Raw genomic sequence first — 22,540 nt, 5'->3', positions numbered from 1 at the left:
TCCCCAGCATGAACGTGCCCGGCGACGCGTCCCCTCCCCCCGCGCGTGACGCCGTCGGGCACCTGGATGCCGCAGGCTGCGAACGGTTCTTCCGCCGCAACGGTCTGCCGCTCCTGGTGGAGAACCACTCGCTCGGCCGCGACGTGTACGGCCGGTCCGCCCCCTTCCTGCTCGTGGTGCTGCTCGCCGAGCTCAGCGGCGCGGTGCGCTCCACCTGGCCCGCCTGGGCGAACGTGCTCGCGCTCGTCGGTGCCGTCCTGCTCGTCGGGGGCGCCTACGCGGGACTCAACGTGCTGCGGGGGCGGCGCTGGTCGACCCTGCCGCAGTCCGTCGGCGTGCCGGAGCTGACCTTCTTCGTCCTCGCACCCGCCGTCCTGCCGGTCGTGTTCGGCGGGCAGTGGGGCGAGGGCCTGGTCACCGCCGGGGGCAACCTCGTCCTGCTCGGCGTGATCCGCTTCGTCGTCGGCTACGGGCTGCTCGCGTCCCTGTGGTGGGGCATGGCGCGGGTCGTCGACGAGCTCGGCACGTCGCTCCTGCGCCTCGTGCGGCTGCTCCCGCTGCTCATGGTGTTCTCGCTCGTGCTGTTCTACAACGCCGAGGTCTGGCAGGTGTTCGACCGCACGCACGGCGCCGCGGACCTGATCCTCGGAGCGTTCTTCGCGCTGATCATCCTCACGTTCGTCGCGCTGCGCGTCCCCGGCGAGGCGCGCGCGGCGCTGCGCGACGCGGCGGACGACGTCCCCGGTGGCAGGACCGCCGCCGACCTCACCCGGTCGCAGCAGGTCAACCTCAGCGCGATGATCGCCACCAGCCAGCTGCTCCAGGTGATCGTCGTGAGCGTCGGGATGGGGCTGTTCTTCGTCGGCCTCGGCATGCTGACGATCACGCCCGAGGTCATGGCGCTGTGGACCGTCGAGGGCGGGGTGTGGCAGGAGGCGGTCGGGCTGGGCGGTACACAGCTCGTGCTCACGCAGACGCTCCTGCGGGTGTCCGTAGCGATCGCGACGTTCACCGGGCTCTACTACGCCATCTCGGTCCAGGTCGACGCGGTGTACCGCGAGGAGTTCGTCGAGGGCATCGGCACCCAGCTGCGCGACGTCCTCGCCGCACGGGTGCGCTACCTCGACCTCGTCGACCGGTCCCCCGCGCCGAGATAGAACCTCTCTGCGCGAGGTAGAACGCCAGCGCGCGACGGGCGTTCTACCTCGCGCACAGGGGTTCTACCTGGGCGGACCGGGGTTCTACCTGGGCGGACGGCGGCGGCGTGCGTCCCAGAGCCGGCGGCCCAGCGCGACCGGGTCGGCGAGATCCGCCCAGGTGACGCGCACGATCCACCACCCCGCCGCGACGAGCGCCGCGTGCCGGTCCTGCTCGTCCCGCCGCACCTGCTCGGGGTCGCCGAACTGCCCGCCCGAGTACTTCGCCGCGCCGTCGAACTCGATCCCCACCCGCAGCTCGGGCCAACCGAGATCGACCCAGAAGGTCCCGAGGCGCGTGCGGACGGCGACCTGGCTCACCGGCGTCGGGCAGCCGGCGTCGATCGCCGCGAGACGGACGAGCGTCTCGCCCGGCGAGCCCGAACCCGGGTCCACGAGCCCCAGCACACGCCGCGCCCGGACCACTCCCCGCGTGCCCGCCGCCTCCTCGAGGACCCGGTCCACGAGCGCGACGTCCAGCCCGAGCCGCAGCGCGGAGTCCGCCACGACGAGGCCACCCGCAGGTGGGAGCGAGCGGGCGCAGTCCACGACGGTGCGCTCCAGGCTGGTGACCGGGACGCCGTCGAGCACGCCCTGGTCCCTGGTCGGCAACGGCGTCCAGTGCCGTCGCAGGCCTGGGTCCGCGGTGCGCTGCACCCGCGGGTTCGTGAGCTGGGTCAGGTGGACCAGCGGCGGAGTGCGCCACGTCCAGCAGCCCCAGAGCAGGGCAGCGGTCTCGTGGCTGAACCAGTACGGCGTCGTGAAGCGGTCCGCGACGCCTCTGACCTGGGCGAGGATCCGTGCGTCGCGGTCGCGGGCGTCCTCGTTGTCGGGCGCGGTGGTGCCCGACGTCGGTGGGCCGGGCAGGTAGACACCTCGCCGGACGCGGACGAGCGTCCCGTCCCGCGCGCGCCGCGCGAGCTCTGCGCGGTGCGACGGGTCGTAGGGCACCGCGGGCGGGACGATGCCCGGGCCGTTGCCGGCGACGAGCTGGCCGGGTGGCGGGAGCGTGCCCGAAGCGCGCCGGGCGGCGGCGTCGCGCAGGGCGGACCGGAGGACGCCACGGGGTGTCGTCTCGAGCTTCCTCATGCGCTCAGCGTGCCGAATGAGACCACCCAAGACGGGGAGCTCCCCCACATCTGTGGACAACTCCCGCCGAGGTAGAACGCCCGTCGCCGAGGTAGAACCCTGGTACGCAACCAGAGCTCTATCTCGGCGACAGGGGCTCTACCTCGGGGTCAGGCGTTCGCGACGAGGCCCAGCTCGACCGGGCTCGCGAGGCCGTCGTGGCGCGGGACGATGCGCACGGTGTAGCCGAACGGTCCGGACGCCTCCAGCTCGACGGTGCCGGCGAACGCGTGCCGGCCCGCCTCGTAGGACTCCGCGAGCGCGAGCGGCTGCACGGAGAACTCCTCGATGACGTCGGCCTCGGTGACACGCCCGTGCACGACCTGCACCTCGACGTCCTGCGGCGACAGGTCGCCGAGGGAGACGTAGGCCCGCACGGTCAGGGTGTCCCCGACCTGCGGCACCTCACCGATGCCCCCGGACTCGAGGTGGTCGACGCGCACGTGCGACCAGCCGTCGCGCACCGTGCGCTTCCAGCGGGCGAGCTCGCGTGCCGGCCCGTAGCCGCCGCGGTCGAGCGTCCGCCCGGCGACAGCCGCCGGTGCGTAGAGCCGGTGCACGTACTCCGAGACCATCCGGGTCGCCTGGACCTTCGGGCCGAGCGTCGCGAGGGTGTGGCGCACCATCTCGAGCCACCGGCCCGGCACGCCGTCGGCGTCACGGTCGTAGAACCGGGCGGCGACCTGCGTCTCGACGAGGTCGTACAGCGCAGCGGCCTCGAGGTCGTCACGACGGTCGGGGTCCTCGACGCCGTCGGCGGTCGGGATCGCCCAGCCGTTCTCGCCGTCGAACCACTCGTCCCACCACCCGTCGAGGATCGACAGGTTGAGCCCGCCGTTGAGCGCCGACTTCATCCCCGACGTCCCCGACGCCTCGAGCGGGCGCAGCGGGTTGTTGAGCCAGACGTCGCAGCCCGGGTAGAGCGACTGCGCCATCGCGATGTCGTAGTTCGGCAGGAAGACGATGCGGTGGCGCACGTCGTGCTCGTCGGTGAAGCGCACGAGCTGCTGGATGAGGCGCTTGCCCTGGTCGTCGGCCGGGTGCGACTTCCCGGCGACGATGAGCTGCACGGGCCGCTCGGGGTGCAGCAGCAGCGCGCGCAGCCGCGCCGGGTCGCGCAGCATGAGCGTGAGGCGCTTGTACGTCGGCACCCGCCGGGCGAACCCGATGGTCAGCACGTCGGGCGACAGGACGTCGTCGACCCAGCCGAGCTCGGCCGGGCTGGCGCCGCGCTCCCGCCACGACTTGCGCACGCGGTGGCGCGCCTCGTCGACGAGCTGGGCGCGCAGCTCGCGGCGCATGCCCCACAGCTCGGCGTCGCCGATGCCGCCCTCGTGCTCGCCGCGCAGCCAGCCCGACGACGCGACCTCGGCCGTGAGCTCGTCCAGCCCGAGCCGGTCGCTCGCGAGCGCCGCGAGCTTGGGGTCGACCCAGGTGGGCGAGTGGACACCGTTGGTGATCGACGTGATGGGGACCTCGCGGGCGTCGAAGCCCGGCCACAAGCCCTCGAACATCCCGCGCGAGACCTCGCCGTGGAGCAGGGAGACCCCGTTCGCGCGACCGCCGAGGCGCAGCCCCATGACGGCCATGTTGAACACGGTCGGGTCGCCGCCCTCGTAGTCCTCGGCGCCGAGCGCGAGGATCTCGTCGAGGGGGACGCCGTCGATGGCGTTGTCGCCGCCGAAGTACTGGGCGACGAGGTCCGCACCGAACCGGTCGATGCCGGCCGGCACGGGGGTGTGGGTCGTGAAGACCGTCGCGGCCCGCACGGCCTCGAGCGCCTCGGGGACCGTGAGGCCCTGCTCGGCCACGAGCTCGCGGATGCGTTCGACGCCGAGGAACCCGGCGTGCCCCTCGTTGGTGTGGTAGACCTCGGGCGCCGGTGCGCCGGTGAGCCGCGACCACAGCCGCAGCGCGCGCACACCACCCACGCCGAGCAGCAGCTCCTGCTGGAGGCGGTGCTCGCCGCCGCCGCCGTAGAGCCGGTCGGTGACCTTGCGCGCGGCCTCGTCGTTGCCCGGGACGTTCGAGTCGAGCAGCAGCAGCGGGACCCGGCCGACGGCGGCGACCCAGACGTGGGCGTGCAGCGACCGGCCGCCGGGCAGCGCGAGGGTGACGCGGGCGGGCGTGCCGTCGTCCTCGCGCAGGATGGTCAGGGGCAGCCCGTCGGGGTCGAGCAGCGGGTACGTCTCGACCTGCCACGCGTCGCGCGTCAGGGACTGCTTGAAGTACCCGGCGCCGTACAGGAGCCCGACGCCGACGATCGGCACCCCGAGGTCGGAGGCGCTCTTGAGGTGGTCGCCCGCGAGGATGCCGAGTCCGCCGGAGTACTGGGGCAGCACGGACGTGATGCCGAACTCGGGCGAGAAGTAGGCGATGGCGGCGGGCAGGCCCGCGCCCTCGGCGGACGCCGCCGCGTCCTGCTCCTGGTACCACAGGGGATCCTCGAGGTAGCGGCGCAGGTCGGCGGCGGCCGCGCGGACCTGCTCGACGAAGTGCTCGTCGCTCGCGAGACCGGCGAGCCGCTCGGAGCCGAGCGCGCCGATCAGGGCGACCGGGTCGCCCTTGACGGTCGCCCACAGCTCGGGGTCGATCCCGGCGAAGAGGTCGCGGGTCGGGGCGTGCCACGACCAGCGGAGGTTGTGCGCGAGGTCGTCGAGCGACTGCAGCGCGGCGGGCAGGACGGTGCGGACGGTGAATCGTCGGATCGCTCTCACGGGTCTGACCTTACGCAGGTGCGCAAGGGGGTGGTGCACCGCTGTGTGCACCGACGTGTAACGCTTGCATGAACTTTCTGGCGTTGATCGCGCCACGACGCGTCCGGGCGAACCCCGCTAGCGCATGCCACCGCACCCGGTGTCTCGATACCGTGAGCACGTGACTGCACCCGCCGCCCGTTCCCGCCGCCCGTCGACCGGGTCCGCTCCGACCGTCGCTCGCACGCCAGCACCCGAACCTGCTCCTCACACTTCACCCGGGGCTACGCCCACGCCCGACCCCGCCGTCGCGCCCGCCCGGTCCGTCTCGGCGACCGGCGGACCGGGCATCGGCCGCATCCCCGTCCTGGAGCTGTCCCCCGTCGTCGAGGGCGGCCGGTGGCCGGCGAAGGCCGTGGTCGGCGAGATGGTGCCGATCGAGGCGACGGTGTTCCGCGAGGGTCACGACGCCGTCGCGGCGACGGCCGTGCTCGTCGGCCCGGACGGTTCCGTCCACTCGCGCGCGCCCATGGTCGACGTCGCCCCCGGCCTCGACCGCTTCCGGGCGACGGTCCAGCCCGACGCGCTCGGCGACTGGTCGTTCCGCGTCGAGGCGTGGAGCGACCCGTACGGCACGTGGGTGCACGACGCGACGATCAAGATCGAGGCGGGCGTCGACGTCGACCTCATGCTCGCCGAGGGGGTGCGGCTGTTCGACCGCATCGCGGACGTCCCGGGCCGCGACGCGGCCGACACGCGCACGGTCGCCGACGCCGCCGCGGCGCTCGCGGACACGACCCGCCCGGCGCTGGCCCGGCTCGCGGCCGCGACCTCCCCCGAGGTGCACGAGGCGCTGGGGCGCAGCCCGCTCCGCGACCTGGTCTCGCCGTCGGTCACGTACCCGCTCGAGGTGCAGCGCCCGCTCGCGCTCGCCGGGTCCTGGTACGAGATGTTCCCCCGCTCGGAGGGCGCCCGCCGCCTGAAGAACGGCACCTGGCGGTCGGGGACCTTCACGAGTGCGGCGCGGCGGCTGCCCGCGATCGCGGCCATGGGGTTCGACGTCGTCTACCTCACCCCGGTGCACCCGATCGGCCGGACGCACCGCAAGGGCCGCAACAACTCGCTCACGGCGCTGCCGGGCGACCCGGGCTCCCCCTACGCGATCGGCTCCGCGGACGGCGGCCACGACGCGATCCACCCGGAGCTGGGCAGCGAACGCACGTTCAAGGCGTTCGTCCGCGAGGCGCGGCGCCACCGCATGGAGGTGGCGATCGACCTCGCCCTGCAGTGCTCGCCGGACCACCCGTGGGTCACGGAGCACCCGGAGTGGTTCACGACGCGCGCGGACGGCTCGATCGCGTACGCGGAGAACCCGCCGAAGAAGTACCAGGACATCTACCCGCTGAACTTCGACAACGACCCCGAGGGCATCTACGCCGAGGTGCTGCGGGTCGTGCGCGTGTGGATCGACCGGGGCGTGACGGCGTTCCGCGTCGACAACCCGCACACCAAGCCGCTGGAGTTCTGGGAGTGGCTGCTCGCCGAGGTGCGGCGCACGAACCCCGAGGTGATCTTCCTGTCGGAGGCGTTCACCAAGCCCGCGATGATGCACACGCTCGCGCGGATCGGGTTCCACCAGTCCTATACGTACTTCACGTGGCGCAACACGAAGACCGAGCTGGCGGAGTACCTCGAGGAGGTCTCCGGCCCCGCGGGCGCCTACATGCGGCCGTCCTTCTGGCCGACGACGCACGACATCCTCCCGCCCTACCTGCAGCACGGCGGGGTGGCCGGGTTCGCGATCCGCGCCGCGCTCGCCGCGACCGGCGCCCCCACCTGGGGGGTGTACGCCGGGTACGAGCTGGTGGAGAACGTGCCCCGCCCGGGCGTCGAGGAGCAGATCGACAACGAGAAGTACGAGTTCAAGCCCCGCGACTGGGCCGCGGCGGACGCGATCGGCATCTCGACCCTGCTCACCCGGCTCAACGAGATCCGTCGCGAGCACCCAGCGCTGCGCCAGCTGCGCAACCTCACGGTGCACCCGACGAGCAACGACCAGGTGCTGGCGTTCTCCCGCCACCTGCCGGGCCGGCACACCGCCGACGGCGAGGACGACACGATCATCGTGGTCGTCACCCTCGACCCGTGGCACACCCAGGAGGCCGTCGTGTACCTCGACCTGCCCGCGATCGGCCTCGACGCGCCGGCCGACGCCGACCCGTTCGCGCCGAGGTTCGTCGCCCACGACGTCCTCTCGGGCGCCAGCTTCGGCTGGGGTGCGCAGCCCTTCGTCCGCCTCGACCCGCAGCAGCAGGTCGCCCACATCGTGCACGTGAGGAACCCGTGACGGCCCACGACCCGGCCCCGGTGCCGGCCCCGACCCAGCCCGTCCCGGTGGCGGCCCTGCCGCCGCGGCGCCAGCCGGCTCCGCCGCACGCCGCGAAGCCCGGTCTCTCGGACGACCCCGACTGGTACAAGACCGCGGTCTTCTACGAGGTGATCGTGCGGGCGTTCTCCGACTCGGACGGCTCCGGGTCCGGAGACCTGCGCGGGCTCATCGACCGCCTCGACTATCTGCAGTGGCTCGGCATCGACGCGCTGTGGCTGCCGCCGTTCTACCCCTCGCCGCTGCGCGACGGCGGGTACGACGTCGCCGACTACACGGCGATCGCGCCGCAGTACGGCACGACGGCGGACTTCGCCGAGCTCATCGCGGCGGCGCACGAGCGGGGCATCCGGGTCGTCATCGACCTCGTGATGAACCACACGAGCGACCAGCACCCGTGGTTCCAGGCGTCGCGCGCCGACCCCGAGGGCCCGTACGGCGACTTCTACGTGTGGTCGGACGACAACACGCGCTACCAGGACGCGCGGATCATCTTCGTCGACACCGAGACGAGCAACTGGACCTTCGACCCGGTGCGCCGCCAGTACTTCTGGCACCGGTTCTTCTCCCACCAGCCGGACCTCAACTTCGAGAACCCGCGCGTCGCGGACACGATGCTCGACGTCGCGCGGTACTGGCTGCAGCTCGGCGTCGACGGGTTCCGGCTGGACGCCGTGCCCTACCTGTTCGAGTCCGAGGGCACGAACTGCGAGAACCTGCCCGAGACGCACGCGTTCCTGCGCCGGGTGCGGGCGATGGTCGACGCCGAGTTCCCGGGGCGGATCATGCTCGCCGAGGCCAACCAGTGGCCGCGCGACGTCGTGGACTACTTCGGCACGGAGGAGGAGCCGGAGTGCCACATGTGCTTCCACTTCCCCGTGATGCCCCGGATCTACTACGCGATCCGCGACCAGCGAGCGAACCACATCGTCGAGATCCTCGCCGACACGCCCGCGATCCCGCCGAACGCCCAGTGGAGCACGTTCCTGCGCAACCACGACGAGCTCACGCTCGAGATGGTCTCGACCGAGGAGCGCGCCTCGATGTACGGGTGGTTCGCGCCCGACCCCCGGATGCGCGCGAACGTGGGGATCCGTCGTCGGCTCGCTCCCCTGCTCGACAACTCCCGCAAGGAGGTCGAGCTCGCCCACGCGCTCCTGCTGTCGCTGCCGGGCAGCCCCTGCCTGTACTACGGCGACGAGATCGGCATGGGCGACAACATCTGGTTGCCCGACCGGGATGCCGTGCGCACCCCCATGCAGTGGACGCCGGACCGCAACAGCGGGTTCTCGACCGCGGACCCGGGCAAGCTCTACCTGCCGCTCGTCCAGTCGCTCGTGCACAACTACACGTACATCAACGTCGAGGCGCAGCTCGCCCAGCCGACGTCGTTGCTGCACTGGGTGCACGGCATGCTCGCCGTGCGGCGCCAGCACCCGGCGCTCGGCACGGGCGAGTTCGTCCCGCTCGAGACGGACAACGACGCGGTGCTCGCGTTCCTGCGCCGCTCCGAGACCGAGACGCTGCTGTGCGTCGCGAACCTGTCCGCGACGGCCCGGACCGCGACCGTCCGCCTCCCGGGGGAGGTCGGCACCAAGCTCGTGGACGTGTTCGGCGGGGCCACGTTCCCCTCGGTGAGCGAGGACGGGGACGTCGTGATGACATGGGGCTCGAGGGACTTCTACTGGCTCACGGTGTCGTAGCCGGCGCCGCCCCGGGCCACGCAGTGGACGGACCCGACCGACCCGAGCCGATCGCAGGAGCTGACACGATGCCCACCACCGGACCGTCCGACGTGCGGGTCGACGCCCGTCGGCCCGCCCGCCGCACGGAGGTGCCTGACGCGGAGCTCCTCGAGCTGCTCGACGCGTGGATGCCGGCGCGCCGCTGGTACCCCGTCAAGGGGGTCGTGGTGCGGCACGTGCCGTGGGTGTCCTACGAGCTGTCGGTTCCGAGCACGACGGCCGCCACGTGGCCCGGAGTGCGGGTGGTCGTGCACCTCCTGCGCCTCGTCGGGGACGGGGTCGACCTCGTCGTGCAGGTGCCGCTCGTGCTCGTGCCGGAGAGCACGCCGCCCCTCGTCGGTGGTGCCCCCGGCATGCCGGGGGCGCCCGCCGCCACCCTGCTCGGCTACGTCTCGGGCGACGAGCGCACCGACGACGTCGTCGCGGTGCACGACGGCGCGGCGCACCCCGCGTGCTGGGCTGCGCTCCTCGAGCACGCGGCCTGGGAGAGCGAGGCGCCGGCGTCGCTGGACCTCGCCGGGGCGCGCGCGCTCGCGGTCGAGCAGTCCAACAGCTCGGTGGTCCTGCCGCACACCGCGGGCGGCACCATGATGAAGGTGCTGCGTGCCCTCGCGATCGGGCCGAACCCCGACGTGACGATCCCGCGGGCGCTCACGGCGACCGGCTGGAAGGGCGTGCCGGCACCCGTCGCGACCCTCACGGTCTCGTGGGAGCCGGGCGACGTGCCCGCCAGCTCGACGACGCTCGCCGACGACCGTACCGCCGACCTCATGATCCTCAGCGAGCTCGTCGACGGAGCCCGGGACGGCTTCGAGCTGGCCTGCGCGTACGCGGGGCGGGACACGTCCTTCGCGGAGCTCGCCGCCGACCTGGGCCGGGTGGTGGCCGACATGCACGCGGCACTGCGCGCGGCCTTCCCGGTCGGTCCCCCGGTCGACGTCGAATGGCTGGTCGACGACCTGCGCCGGCGCGCCCGCGAGGCCACGGAACGCTCGGTCCCGCTCGGGCGCCGGGCCACCGAGATCGACGTGTTCTGGGACCGGACCGCGAGCAGGCTGCGCGGGGCGAGCGACGTCCCCCGCCTGCAGACCGTGCACGGCGACCTGCACCTCGGTCAGGTGCTGCACGCGCGACGCTTCGGCTGGAAGGTCCTCGACTTCGAGGGCGAGCCGCTGCGCCCGGTCGCCGAGCGCACCCGACCCGACATCGCACTGCGCGACGTCGCCGGGATCGTCCGCTCGTTCGACTACGCCGCCGCCGTCGGGCACGCACGCCGCCCGACCTGGGCCGTGCAGGCCCGCACGGCGTTCCTCGACGCCTACGAGCAGGCCGACCGTGCACGCGCCACCGGCCCCCAGCACGAGGTCGCCGCGACCATCACCCGCGCGCTCGTGCTGGACAAGGCGCTCTACGAGGTCGTGTACGAGTCCCGCAACCGGCCCTCGTGGGAACCGATCCCGCTCGCCGCCGTGGACCGCATCGTCCACGACGGCTGACGGGCCGCCCCTCGGAAGGCCGAGGGGCGGCCTGTTCTCAGCTCGCCGCGCAGCTCACGACCGGTGGCGACGCCGGCGCCTCGCCGCGGCTCGTGAAGCCGTAGTCGACGGTCCCGTTCGCCGGGACGCTGCCGTTCCACGACTCGCTCACGACGGTGGCGACCCCACGGTCGACCTCCAGTGCGCCGTGCCAGGTCTGCACGAGCTCGCTCCCTCCCGGCACCTTCCAGGACGTCGACCAGGCGCTGACCGGGGCGTCGCCGACCTGGACACGGACCTGACCCTGGTACCCGCCGGGCCAGACGTACTGGATCTCCAGCTCCGCCGAGCACCCGTCGGCACGATCACCGAACACCGAGGCTTCGACCGAGGTCTCCTCGATGCCGTCAGGACCGTCGATGAGCCGGGTCCCCCAGACGGACGGCGTGCGGGGATCGAAGTCCAGGACCAGGTCCAGGTCCTCGACACCCCCGCTGTTCCCGCTCCACGACCATCCGAACCACCCGAGGCCCAGGCGGCGCGTCTCGGCGAGGATCGTGTCCTCGTCCACGTCGTTGCCGTAGTGAGAAGGCCCGAACTCGCCGACGATCAGCGGGAGTCCCGCGTCGACGAAGCGCTCGAGATAGTCGGTGACCACCTGGCCGTCGGCGTACACCTCGTACATGTGCACGGAGAAGACCGTGTTGCCGTCCGGGTCTGCGTCGAAGACCTGCTGCGCCTGCGTGGCCATGGTCCGCGTCCAGTCCTGACCCCAGTTCGGGGCATCGACGACGATCGTGTGCTCGTACCCGATCTCCCTCAAGCGCTGGACGGCGGCCGCCGTCTCGGGCGCCCAGCGCGCGACGACGTCGTCCCCGTTCCCGAACGGCTCGTTGCCGATGTTGACGAGCACCCGGTCCTGCGTGCCGGCGAGAGTCGGGTAGAGCTCCTCCCAGTAGTCGACCGCCTGGTCCAGCGTGATCGCCGCCGGGGCGTACTCGTCGCCGTGGCCGGTCGTGTCGTGGACCTCGAGCGCGCAGACGAGCCGGTTGACGTCGCACGTGTGCACGACCGACGCGACGTCCTCCGGTCCGTTGCGGGTCCACTGGTCACCGCTCGAGAGCACCACCCGCACCGCGTTGGCGCCCGTCGCCTTGATGTCGGCGAACGCCCCCACCTGCTGGGGGTACCACGTGTGCGCGTGATTGATCCCTCGGAGCACCAGGTCCGAACCGTCGGGCTCGACCACTCGCCCGTCGACGACGCGGATACCGGGGTCGGTGCCCTCGGCCGCCGAGACAGGGGCGGCGAGCAGAGGCGCGACCAGCGCTGCAGCACCCCACACCACCGCCAGGTTCGAGAGACGTCGTCCAGTGGTATTCATCGAACTCCTTTGTTCGCCCACGGGAGACGAAGCGCCTTGCGCCTCCCGGTTGATGTGGATTCTCATGAAGCGGTTCATGTCAGTCCTTCCGTCGCGCGGACGCGTTCCTCGACCGCCGTCAGCGGTCGACCGCGGAGCCGCGCACCACGCACGACGCACTGTTCTCCCACCCCCACCCGTCCCCGTCAGGGTCGGACGAGGCGCTCGCGCAGTAGGGATACCCGTTCGGCGCCGTGCCGGGCCCGTCGCCTCCCCCGGCACCCTCGCCGTAGACGGTCGCGACGGCCGCCCCCCTGGCTCGCAGCCCGTCGACGCCGTCGACGAAGCGCTGACCCCAGGGCGTGAGCGAGGCGGCGTCGAAACCGGTGACCATGTCGAGGTACTCGACGCCACCGGTGTTCCCCGACCACGACCACCCGAGCATGCCCACCCCCTGGGACCTCGTGTAGCTCATGATCGTGGCCTCGTCCGGGTCGCCGTCCGAGTGGAGGTCGCCGAACTCGCCGACCAGGAGCGGCAGGTCGCGGCTCGTGAACGAGTCGATGTAGGCGCGCACCTTCGCCGAGGTGTCGAACACGCCGTACATGTGCACGCTGAACACCGTGTTCGCGTCGGCAGCGGCGACAGCAGGTGCGCCGTCCCTCATGGTGAAGGACCAGTCCTGACCCCAGTTGGGCGCGTCGACGACGAGGGTGTGCTCGAGCCCGGCGGCCCGGAGCGTGGAGATCGCCGAGATCGTGTCACCCGCCCAGCTCTCGTAGCCGACGTTGCCGAAGGGCTCGTTGCCGATGTTGATCATGACGTGGCGCTCCTGCCCGCGAAGGACGGAGGAGATGCTCGCCCAGTACTGCGCTGCGTCTGCCAGCGACCGGGCGCTGCTGTCCTCTCCGTACCCGGTGGTGTCGTGGTTCTCGAGGATGCAGACCAGCTCGTTCTGCTTGCAGAGCTCGATCACGGTGCTCACGTCACCGGCCGAGCTCGTGCCGTACCTCCCGCCGGAGAGGACCACCCGGACCGTGTTCGCCCCGGCGGCCCGGATGTCGGCGAACGATCCGGTCTCGGTCGGGTACCACACGTGCGCGTGATTGACCCCCTGCGGGACGAACTCGTTGCCGTTCGCGTCGTAGATCGTGCCGCCCGCGACCGAGAACCCTCCGTCGGCCGCTGCCGCACCCTGTCCCACGACCGGGACGGCGAGGACCGCGAGCACCAGGCTCACCACGACCACCGCCAACCGCCCGGTCACACGTCTCGTCACACGTCTCATCACACTGCTCCTCCTGCCACGGGCACCCTTGCCCGTTCTCCCGGTGACCGGTCGACAGGCCGGGAACCGGCCTGCGCCTGGCTCTTCTCGCCAGACAATCACCGCGTTGCTCATGCACTGAACCGCTTAAGTCACATTTTCCCCACCGGTGCACCATCAAGAGGTGCGGCGCCGGCTCGGGCCGTCAGGGTTGCTGCCGCGACCGCATGTCCTCGAACGCGGCCTGCACGACTGCCGCCCCCGGTTTGCCGTAGACGCAGTAGTCGTCGTTCGTCCCGGCCTCCGTGCGCGCATAGAGCGGCGAGGGCCAGTCCCACAGGAAGACGCCGGACACCCAGGGCCGGCGCGCGCACGCGGTGAACATCTCGGCGAGCCACGCGGCCTGGGCGTCGCCGGAGACCTCGCCCACGAGCGTCCAGTCGTTCGGCCGCTCGGGCGAACCCGCACGACTGGGGCAGCCCGCCTCCATGAAGACGAAAGGCTTGTCCTCGCGCGCGACCACGGACTCGATCCGGTCGAGGTGCTGCTCCCACGAGCCGGTCGGGTGGTAACCCGAGCTGCCGATCACGTCGACGGCATCCCACCAGGTGACCCTGTCCTCCTGGTACTTGTCGCAGTTGTAGGTCACGAGCCCGTCATAGACCTCGCGCACCGCGGCGATCAGGGCACGCCACTCGGCGTCCCGACCGTCGGCGCGCACCATCTCGCAGCCGACGCAGAACATCTCCGCCCCTTCCTCGGCAGCGATCCGCGCGTGGTGCACGACGAACTGCGTGTAGGAGTCGAACCACTGCGACCACGTGGGCTCGCCGGGGACGTCGTCGTCGAAGAAGCCGATGAAGGCCCGCCAGGTACCGTCCGCAGAGTCCACCACGGGCTTGAGGCACACCTTCCACCCCCGTGCCTTCGCCGCGCGGACGGCCGACCGGACCTCGTCGTCCGTCACGGTGGGCGCGTCGGCGAACCGGATCCGCGTGGACTGGGCCGTGTCCTGCCGGGCCGAGAAGGTCACTGCCACCCAGTCCGCTCCGAGTCCCAGGAGCTCGTCCATGGAGCAGTCGGCGGCAGGTCCCGTCCACGTGCCTCGCACCCCGGTCCAACCCCATGTCATACCGGTGACGGGACCGCCCGGGAGCGACGGGGGCAGCACAGGCCCTTCGACATGACGGAGCTCCGCCCTGGTCGGCGGGTTCGCGCCGGCCCGCGACACCGTCACCGAGGCCGCGACGGCCGCAGAGCGGGCCGCGGTGCGGACCGCGGCGTCGGAGAGCCCCCGCAGGTGGAGCGCTCCGCCGGCACCGCGGACCCCACGGACCGCGAGCGCGTCCAGCAGGGCGCCCATGAACGTGTCACCCGCGCCGACGGTGTCGACGACGTCGACCTGTCGTCCCGCGACCCGCACGGCCCGCCCGTCGTGCCGGACGAGCAGCGCCCCGTCACCCCCGAAGGTCACCACCACGAGTGAGGCTCCCCAGGCGGACCACTCGCGCGCGATCTCCGCGGGGTCGCGGCCGGGCGCGAGCCAGGCGAGGTCCTCGTCGCTCACCTTGACGACGTCGGCCAGCGCGACGAGCTCGTGGACCCGCGCACGGACGGCCTGCTCGTCCTCGACGAGCTGGGGCCGGATGTTCGGGTCGAGAGCGACGACCGCTCGCCCCCGGACCCGGCGGACGGCGTCTCGTACGGCCTCCGCACCAGGCTCCAGGAACGTCGCGACCGAGCCGACGTGCAGGACGTCGACGCCCGCGACGTCCACGTCGTCGATCTCCCACGCGACGTCGAGCTCGTACGTCGCGCGACCCTCCGTGTCGAGCTCCGCACGAGCCGTCGAGGTCCGACCTCCGGACGGCGCGGTCGCCCGGACCACCACATCGCCCGACCGCAGCCACGAGCGGACCGCCCCGCCCCGATCGTCGTCGGAGAGCATCGTCACCAGCGTGACGTCGCACCCGAGCCGGCCGAGCGTGAGCGCGACGTTCGCGGGACTACCACCTGGCAGCTCCTGAGCGCCGCCCGGTCCGGGGACGACGTCGACGAGCGCCTCGCCGACCACGAGGAAGCGGGTCATGCGGACACCTGCCCGTCGTGGACGGCACGTGCGATCGAGGTGCCGAGCGGCGTTCGAGGGAGCAGCGTGGCCTGGACCGCGTGGTAGAGATCCGGCTTCCCGGGCCACACGCCGCCGGTCGGACGGTTCTTCTCGTCGAGCTGGTGGTGCCACGAACCCCGCTCGTGGTCGATCACGCGCGCGTCCGCATGGTCCCACCACGTCGCGTAGAGCTCGGCGTACCACGCTCGTCCCGTCCGCCGGTGCAGCGCGTCGGCTGCCGCGATACCTTCGGCGACCACCCAGTGCATCCGGTCCCGTACGACGGGCCGACCCGACCAGTCGGTCGTGTAGACGAATCCGTCCGCACCGTCGGCAGCCCATCCGTCCGCGACGGCGCGGTCGAACAGCTCGACCGCCGTGGCGTGGAACGTCGCGGGTGCGAGGAGTCCGAGCGCACCTTCTGTCTGAAGCAGGAGGCGCGACCACTCCAACCCGTGCCCGACGGTCGCGCCGAACGGCTTGAACTGGTCGCCGGGCTGGTCGGCGTTGAGCTCGAGGTCCGGCACCCAGTCGCTGTCGAAATGCTCCGGGAGCCGGCCGTCGTGCTCGTCCGCCAGCCGGACGACGAGCCCGCAGACCCGGGCTGCGCGGTCCCGCCACGCGCTGTCACCGGTCGCGTCGGCGACCGCGAGCATCGCCTCGACGGCGTGCATGTTGCCGTTGAGGCCTCGATAGGGGTCGAGCACCGAGAACTCGGCGTCCCAGCTGTCACGCGCGAGCCCGTGCCCGTCGTCCCAGAAGCGCTCCAGGAACACCGCGCACGCCTCGTCGAGCACCTCGCGCGCACCGGGCAGGCCGGCGAGCGTCGCGCTCGAGGTCGCGAGCAGGACGAAGGCGTGGTCGTAGCACGACTTGCCCGCCGTCCGTTCCGGTTCGCCACGGTCGTCGAGCGCGTGGAACCAGCCGCCGTGCTCGGCGTCCCGGAGCGCCCCGAGGAGCCCGGCGAGCGCGCCCTGCGCGACCGGTCGGCACCCAGGGATGCCCAGCATCGTCCCGAGCGCGTAGACGTGGACGGTCCGGCACGTGATCCAGGTCAGCACGCCGAACCGGAGGTCCGGACGGCCGTCCTCGTCGAGGTACGACGCGCCCCCTCCAGGTGCCACCACGCCGCACCCGAAGCGAAGGAGCGACCGTGTGTGCTCGTCGAGCCAGGACAGGTGCGTCGATCGCTCGGTCCAGGTCGGCGCGGAGGCTGCGCTCGACGTCGTCGGGCCGCTCGAGACCGCCGTCACCGGACGCCCACCTCGCCCCGCCGCGAGACGAGCTGGTTCACGGACCGCAGCACACGCGTGTCCGCGAGCGCCGGACGCACCAGCGGTGCCGACGACGTCACGTGGAACGTGACGCTCTCGCCGGGCAGGAGGTCGACCAGCATCTCGTCGACCACCGCGTCGGGATGGACCTTGTCGGCGAGGAGGGAGAGCCCGCGCACGAGCGTGGGGGTCGTGACGCGCACCCGCGCGCCGTCGTCCGTCGTCGCGACCTCGACGTGCAGCGCCGGCTCACGCAGCGCGCTGTCGCGCGGCTCGGCGTAGAACCACAGCGCGCGTTCGTCCCCGAGGGACGCGACGAGCAGCTCGGACGCCGGGTCGAGCGGGCGCCCGACGACGTCGGGCACCGGAACCGTGACGGTCCCGCGGGCCTGCGCGGCCATGGGGATCTTGACGGCCTCGACCTCGACGCCGTCGTACCGGGTGCGCCGCACGACGAGGTCGCCGGACCACGGCTCGCCCGAGTCGTTGACGACCGCGACGACCAGCGCGCCGTCCTGGCCACGTGGCTGCACCGTGAGCAGCCGGTCCTTGTAGGCGTGGCGCAACGCGTGGAGCAACGGCTTGGGGCGCCCGTCCCCGTCGACCGCGGCCCAGGACGTCACGGGCCAGCAGTCGTTGAGCTGCCAGACGACCGACCCCATGCAGCGCGGACCCCAGGAGCGATAGTGCTCGATCGCGGTCCGGACCGCGGTGGCCTGGTTCCAGGACATCGCCCAGTGCCAGTCCTCCATGTCGTCGGGCAGCGGAAGGTGTGCGACGAGCCCGTCGATGAGCTTGTCGTTGCCCTGCATCGCCTTCTGGTGCACGAGCATCCCCGGCGACTCCGGGGTCAGGGGGTCGTCACTGATCGCCCGCGTGAGCGTCGACCACGTCGGCGGTCCCTGCCAGCCGAACTCGGCCATGAACCGGGGCACCGTGTCCCGGTAGTGCGGCCAGTCCTGGCGGTTCCACAGCTCCCACTCGTGCATCGACCCGTGCCCTGCGTCGTTCGGGTGCTCTTCGAGAGCGCCGGACCACGGGCTCGACGGCGTGTAGGAGCAGCCGGGGTCGAGCTCGGCGACGACCCGGGGAAAGAGCTCCGTGTAGTAGCCGAGCCCCCAGGTCCGCCCGTCGAGGCGCCTCTCCCAGCCCCAGTCGTGGAATCCCCAGATGTTCTCGTTGCTCCCGTTCCAGAGCACGAGCGACGCGTGGTGCGCGAGCCGGGCGACGTTCTCCCGTGCCTCGGCCTCGACCTCCGACCGGAGCGGCTCCTCCTCGGCGTACGCCGCGCAGGCGAAGAGGAAGTCCTGCCACGTGAGGATCCCGCGCTCGTCGCACAGGTCGTAGAAGTCGTCCGACTCGTAGATGCCACCGCCCCACACCCGGAGCAGGTTCATGTTCGCGGAGACCGCCTGGTCGAGCCGGGCCGCGTACCGCTCGCGCGTCACCCGGTGCGGGAACGCGTCGTCCGGGATCCAGTTCGCGCCCTTGACCCACACCGGCGTCCCGTTGACCACGAACCGGAACGACGTGCCGTCGTCGTCCGGTGCCATCTCGAGCGTCGCGGTGCGGAAGCCGACCCGGCGGTCGACCGACTCAAGCGGCGCGCCGTCGGCCCCGAGCGTGACCGCGACCTCGTACAGCGGCTGCTCGCCGTAGCCGCGAGGCCACCAGAGGTCCACCTCGGGCAGCTCGACGCTCGTGCCCACCGAGTCCGCTCCGTCCGAGATCTCGACCTCCACCCGGGCCCCGCCGACCGTCGTCCCGACGACCAACGGAGTCGACACCGAGGACGACGCCGCGGACCGCTCGACCTCGACCGTGACGTCGACGCGGCCCGCGACGACGTGCCCGTGCTCGCCGGGCCCGGACGTCGCCGGGACCGAGGCCGCGACCTGCGCGCGCCGGACGCGGGCCACCGACCACGACTCGAGGCGCACGGGCCGCCAGATGCCGGAGGTGGCGGTGTCGAGTCCCCAGTCCCACCCGAAGCTGCACGCCATCTTGCGCATCGCGTTGAACGGGTGCCGGTTGACCTGCGGCCGGTACCCGAGGAGGAGGCTCTGGCGGTCGGCGTACCGCACCGGTGACGAGAACCGCACCGTGAGCGTGTTCTCGCCCTCGACGAGGACGCCACCGACGTCGAACCGGTAGGACCGGTGCATGTTCGCCGTCTGCCCGACCACGGCACCGTTGACCCGCACCTCGGCGACGGTGTCGAGGCCGTCGAAGACGAGGTCGTGCCGCTCGTGGCCGTCGGGGCTCCACGTGAACGACGTCGAGTACTCCCAGTCGCTGCGACCGATCCAGCCGAGCTGCTGCTCGTGGTCGTCGAGGTAGGGGTCGACGATCGCACCAGCGGCGAGGAGGTCGGTGTGCACGCACCCCGGCACGGTCGCGGGGACCGCCGTGACGGCGGCCCCCGCGGGGACGGGTCCGCCGACCGCCGTCACCGTCCACCCGTCGTGCAGCTCACGACGGCTCGCCACGGGGACGAGGTTCTCGGTCACGGGATTCTCGGTGGTGGTCACTTCGTGGCTCCTGAGGTCAGTCCGTTGTAGATGAACCGCTGCAGCAGGAGGAAGGCGATCAGCGTGGGGATGATCACGAGGACCGTCCCGGCGGAGATCACCTCCCACTGCGCGCCGAACGGTCCCTTGAAGCGGAACAGCGAGGTGGAGATCACGCCGAGGTCCCGCGAGGGCATGTAGAGGAAGGGCAGGTAGAACTCGTTGTACACCGCGATGCCCTTGATGATGACGACCGTGGCGATCGCGGGCTTGAGGAGGGGAAAGATGATCCTCGCGTAGATCGTCAGCCGGTTGGCCCCGTCGAGCATCGCCGCCTCGTCGAGGGATTTCGAGATGGACTTCATGAACTGCAGGAAGATGTAGATCGCGATGATGTCCGTGCCCATGAACAGCACGATCGCCGCCCAGCGGGTGTTGAACAGCCCGAGCCCGTTGACGATCTGGAAGGTCGCGACCTGGGTGGTGACCGCGGGGACGAGCGTGGCGAGCAGGAACGCCCCCACGACCACGCGCTTGCCCCGGAACTCGAAGCGGTCGATCGCGTAGGCCGCCATCGTGCCGATGAGGATCGTCCCCGCGAGGGAGACCACGAGGATGATCGAGGTGTTGACGAAGCCCTGGAGCATCCCGCCGCGGGTGAACGCCGTGACGAAGTTCTCCACGTTGGTCCAGCTCGTCGGCGGGTCGAGCGGTCCCGTCGTGCGGAACTCCTCCTGCGTCTTGAACGCCGCCATGACCACCGTGATGATCGGTGTGATGGCGACGAGGCTCGCGACGACGAGCGAGGCGTACTTGAGCGTCGTGGCGACAGGTCCTGCCAGGACCGCGAGATCCCGGTCGCGCCGGGTGGCCGGCGCGGCGGCGGCGTGCGTGCCGGTGGTGGTCATGAGAGGTCCCCTCTCTCGTCGGGAACGATGCGGCGCTGCACCCAGGTGATCACCAGGACGATGACCAGCAGCACCACGGCCATCGCCGAGGCGAGCCCGACCCTGGAGAACGTGAACGCGGTGTTCACCGTCTGGATCACGAACGTCATCGAACCGTTCGCCCCGCCGGTCATGATGAAGGGGATCTCGAACACGGAGAGGGCTCCGGAGATCGCCAGGATGACCGACAGGCCGATGATCTGCTTGATGCCGGGCGCGATGATGTACCGGAACTTCTGCCACGAGCTCGCCCCGTCCAGGTCGGCGGCCTCGTACAGCTCGTTCGGGATCGACTGGATCGCCCCGAGGAAGAGCACGAAGTTCAGCCCCATGTACCGCCAGACGCTCGTCGCCGCGAGGGAGACGTTGACGAGGGACGGGTCACCCAGCCACATCGGTGGTTCGGTGACGCCGAACGCGGCCAGCGTGGCGTCGAGCGTGCCACCCGGACGGAAGAAGTAGAGGAAGACCAGCCCGATGGCCACACCGTTGATGAGGTAGGGGAAGAAGATGATCCCCTTGAAGAAGTTCCGGAACCGTGTGTTGAAGCTCAGCAGCGTCGCGAAGTACAGGGCGAGCACGAGCTGGAGCGCGGCACCGACGAGGTAGTAGAGGCTGACGAGGAAGACGCGGAAGATCTCGGGCCGCGTGAAGATCTCGACGTAGTTGCGCCACCCCACCGGTTCCTTGACGGGATCGATCCCGTCCCAGGACGTGAAGCTGTACCAGAACATGTTCACCACGGGGACGTAGGTGAACACCACGAGGAACGCCAGGGGCACGACGAGGAACAGCCACGGCGTGAACCGACTCACCCACCGATGCGCTCCTCGTCGTGGCACCGGCGCCGCCGCGGCGACCGCGCCCTGTTGCGGCGCCGGGCTCGTGACCGTGACCATCACGGCTCCTTCCTGTCGTCCGGGGCGACGTGCCGCCGCCCCGGACTCTTTCGTGGTTGCTCGTTCAGGACCGGTCAGCCGGTGACGCCGGCACGTGCGGCGCCCCAGCGATCGTTGAGCTCGTCGAAGTAGGTGTCCATGTCGCCGTCCGCCGCCCCCCGCGCGATGTCGATCAGACGCTGGCGGTAGACGTTGCCCCACAGGTCGATCTCGGCCGTGTTGTAGATGTCCGAGAGGAGACCCTCCTCGCCCTCGGGGGCCGGCGTGATCTCCACCAGCTCGACGCCGAGCGGCTCGAACGCCGCGAGGGTGTCGGGGAGCTCGCTGCCGACGGTCGGCGAAAGGCCGCCCTCGCTCTCCGCGTAGCCGGACTCCGTGGCGAACCACTCGACCCAGGCACGGGCGGCCGGCTTGTTCTCCGAGTGGATGCTCACCGCGTTCTTGTAGTCTCCACCGACGACGGAGCGGAACGTACCGTCCGTCTGGAAAGGCAGCGGCCAGTACGCGATGTCCTCGGGCGAGCCACCCGCCGCCTCGGCGGCGTCGCGCATCTGCGTGACGGCCCAGGAACCGAGGACCATCGTCGCCACCTGGCCGCTTCCGAGGAGGTTCTTGGACTCCTCCCAGTTGGTCGTGGTCGGGTCCGGCTCGGCGAGGCCGCGAGAGACGATCTCGTAGAGCAGCGAGTCGAGCTCGTGCATCTCCTCACCCGGCGTCCACGGGGCCTCGGAGGCGGCGAGCAGGTTCTCGGTCTCCGTGCCCGCGATCGTGCCGCGGTTGCCCTGCCACTGGCTCAGCGGCCACCCGTCCGCGTAGTTGGTGTAGTACGGGATGGCGTCGGTCTCCTGCTCGATGGCCTCGAGGGCGTCGAGGAAATCCTCGGGCGTCGCGGGCGGCTCGCTGATCCCGGCGGCCTCCCACACGGCGGTGTTGACGACGAGGCCCTGAGCGTTGCCCGTGATGGCGATCCCGTACCCGTCGCCGCCGAACGCCTGCTCCTGGACGAACCGGTACGTCTTCTCGAGCTCCTCGACGGTCCCCAAGGGCTCGAAGAACGTCGGGAGCTGGTCCTTCGTGATCGTGTTCGGGATGAGCAGCACGTCGCCGTAGTCCCGCGTGTTGAGGCGGATGGACACGTCGCCCTCGTAGTCGGTCACCGGTTCGAACGCGACCTCCACGTCGGGGTGCACCTCGCGGAACCGTTCGGCGTAGTCCTCGAACACCGAGTCGACGATGTCGGTCCGGTTCGTCAGCACCGTGATGCTGCCGGAGATGCTGCCGTCGTCGGACTCGCCCGTGCCGGTGCTGCCGCCCGAGCACGCGCCCAGTACCAGCGCGGCTGCGGCACCGATGCCGACAACCCGCAGGATGTGCGTCTTCGCCATCTCGATCTTCTCGCTCTCGTCGTCGTTGACCTTGTCGTCGTCGACCCGTGGCTCCTGACCGCCGACCGCGTGAGCCGACGCAAGCCACTTCACCGCTTAAGTTTGTCAGCTGCGCACAATTGACCGTGTTTGCTTGGCGTTGTCGCAGCCTGGTTGCGG

14 protein-coding genes are annotated in these 22,540 nt (G+C 71.4%); 4 read left to right on the top strand and 10 right to left on the bottom strand.

Going from position 1 to position 22,540, the window contains the following annotated elements; translation table 11 throughout:
• Positions 1-8 precede the first annotated feature (8 nt).
• Positions 9-1,157, top strand: a complete 1,149-nt coding sequence (locus tag OHL10_RS09450) for a hypothetical protein (RefSeq protein WP_265521941.1) — start codon at positions 9-11, stop codon at positions 1,155-1,157.
• 84 nt (positions 1,158-1,241) lie between these two features.
• On the opposite strand, the gene OHL10_RS09445 is transcribed toward OHL10_RS09450, so the two are convergent.
• Together OHL10_RS09445 and glgP are read right to left on the bottom strand one after the other, a co-directional pair.
• A complete protein-coding gene (locus OHL10_RS09445) occupies positions 1,242-2,285 on the bottom strand; it encodes a hypothetical protein (protein ID WP_265521940.1) in 1,044 nt (347 codons plus the stop codon).
• A gap of 149 nt (positions 2,286-2,434) precedes the next feature.
• Positions 2,435-5,041, bottom strand: coding sequence for an alpha-glucan family phosphorylase (glgP, locus tag OHL10_RS09440; RefSeq protein ID WP_265521939.1), 2,607 nt, complete (start codon positions 5,039-5,041; stop codon positions 2,435-2,437).
• 124 nt (positions 5,042-5,165) lie between these two features.
• Here glgP and OHL10_RS09435 point away from each other — a divergent pair, with 124 nt between their 5' ends.
• From OHL10_RS09435 to OHL10_RS09425, 3 genes are all read left to right on the top strand, one after another.
• Entirely contained in the window at positions 5,166-7,367 is a 2,202-nt protein-coding gene (locus tag OHL10_RS09435) for an alpha-1,4-glucan--maltose-1-phosphate maltosyltransferase (protein ID WP_425498984.1), read from the top strand.
• Entirely contained in the window at positions 7,364-9,109 is a 1,746-nt protein-coding gene (gene treS, locus OHL10_RS09430; protein WP_425498983.1) for a maltose alpha-D-glucosyltransferase, read from the top strand. The genes OHL10_RS09435 and treS overlap by 4 nt, the downstream gene beginning before the upstream one ends.
• 68 nt (positions 9,110-9,177) lie before the next feature.
• Entirely contained in the window at positions 9,178-10,647 is a 1,470-nt protein-coding gene (locus OHL10_RS09425; protein ID WP_265521937.1) for an aminoglycoside phosphotransferase, read from the top strand.
• A 37-nt stretch (positions 10,648-10,684) separates the two neighbouring features.
• Here OHL10_RS09425 and OHL10_RS09420 read toward each other — a convergent pair whose 3' ends face one another.
• From OHL10_RS09420 to OHL10_RS09380, 8 genes are all read right to left on the bottom strand, one after another.
• Positions 10,685-12,010 carry a cellulase family glycosylhydrolase gene (locus tag OHL10_RS09420; RefSeq protein WP_265521936.1) on the bottom strand — a complete coding sequence of 442 codons (1,326 nt, stop codon included), beginning with the start codon at positions 12,008-12,010 and terminating at the stop codon, positions 10,685-10,687.
• Between the two features lie 118 nt (positions 12,011-12,128).
• Complete coding sequence (locus tag OHL10_RS09415; protein ID WP_265521935.1) at positions 12,129-13,277, bottom strand: cellulase family glycosylhydrolase; 1,149 nt, start codon at positions 13,275-13,277, stop codon at positions 12,129-12,131.
• Positions 13,278-13,461: 184 nt separating this feature from the next.
• Entirely contained in the window at positions 13,462-15,345 is a 1,884-nt protein-coding gene (locus tag OHL10_RS18640; RefSeq protein WP_322645541.1) for a PfkB family carbohydrate kinase, read from the bottom strand.
• A complete protein-coding gene (locus tag OHL10_RS09400) occupies positions 15,342-16,619 on the bottom strand; it encodes an AGE family epimerase/isomerase (protein ID WP_265521934.1) in 1,278 nt (425 codons plus the stop codon). Before OHL10_RS09400 ends, OHL10_RS18640 begins: the two co-directional genes overlap by 4 nt.
• On the bottom strand, positions 16,616-19,171 hold the full coding sequence (locus OHL10_RS09395; protein ID WP_265521933.1) for a glycoside hydrolase family 2 protein: 2,556 nt from the start codon (positions 19,169-19,171) through the stop codon (positions 16,616-16,618). Before OHL10_RS09395 ends, OHL10_RS09400 begins: the two co-directional genes overlap by 4 nt.
• Complete coding sequence (locus tag OHL10_RS09390; protein ID WP_265521932.1) at positions 19,168-20,058, bottom strand: carbohydrate ABC transporter permease; 891 nt, start codon at positions 20,056-20,058, stop codon at positions 19,168-19,170. Before OHL10_RS09390 ends, OHL10_RS09395 begins: the two co-directional genes overlap by 4 nt.
• Positions 20,055-20,912: a carbohydrate ABC transporter permease gene (locus tag OHL10_RS09385; protein WP_322645540.1), complete on the bottom strand. Its 858-nt coding sequence runs from the start codon at positions 20,910-20,912 to the stop codon at positions 20,055-20,057. Before OHL10_RS09385 ends, OHL10_RS09390 begins: the two co-directional genes overlap by 4 nt.
• A 158-nt stretch (positions 20,913-21,070) precedes the next feature.
• Positions 21,071-22,474, bottom strand: coding sequence for an ABC transporter substrate-binding protein (locus OHL10_RS09380; protein ID WP_265521931.1), 1,404 nt, complete (start codon positions 22,472-22,474; stop codon positions 21,071-21,073).
• Positions 22,475-22,540: the final 66 nt, after the last annotated feature.

The organism is Oerskovia flava (assembly GCF_026163685.1).
Lineage (GTDB): Bacteria > Actinomycetota > Actinomycetes > Actinomycetales > Cellulomonadaceae > Oerskovia_A > Oerskovia_A flava.
The sequence above is the reverse complement of the archived record's forward strand: the minus strand, read 5'-3'. Positions and strand labels throughout refer to the sequence as shown.

Excerpts from the sequence above, each read along its gene's own strand:
- OHL10_RS09445 (WP_265521940.1), bottom strand. The coding sequence starts at position 2,285 with ATGAGGAAGCTCGAGACGACACCCCGTGGCGTCCTCCGGTCCGCCCTG.
- OHL10_RS09390 (WP_265521932.1), bottom strand. The coding sequence starts at position 20,058 with ATGACCACCACCGGCACGCACGCCGCCGCCGCGCCGGCCACCCGGCGC.
- OHL10_RS09415 (WP_265521935.1), bottom strand. The coding sequence starts at position 13,277 with ATGAGACGTGTGACGAGACGTGTGACCGGGCGGTTGGCGGTGGTCGTG.
- OHL10_RS09450 (WP_265521941.1), top strand. The coding sequence starts at position 9 with ATGAACGTGCCCGGCGACGCGTCCCCTCCCCCCGCGCGTGACGCCGTC.
- OHL10_RS18640 (WP_322645541.1), bottom strand. The coding sequence starts at position 15,345 with ATGACCCGCTTCCTCGTGGTCGGCGAGGCGCTCGTCGACGTCGTCCCC.
- OHL10_RS09435 (WP_425498984.1), top strand. The coding sequence starts at position 5,166 with ATGCCACCGCACCCGGTGTCTCGATACCGTGAGCACGTGACTGCACCC.
- OHL10_RS09425 (WP_265521937.1), top strand. The coding sequence starts at position 9,178 with ATGCCCACCACCGGACCGTCCGACGTGCGGGTCGACGCCCGTCGGCCC.
- OHL10_RS09420 (WP_265521936.1), bottom strand. The coding sequence starts at position 12,010 with ATGAATACCACTGGACGACGTCTCTCGAACCTGGCGGTGGTGTGGGGT.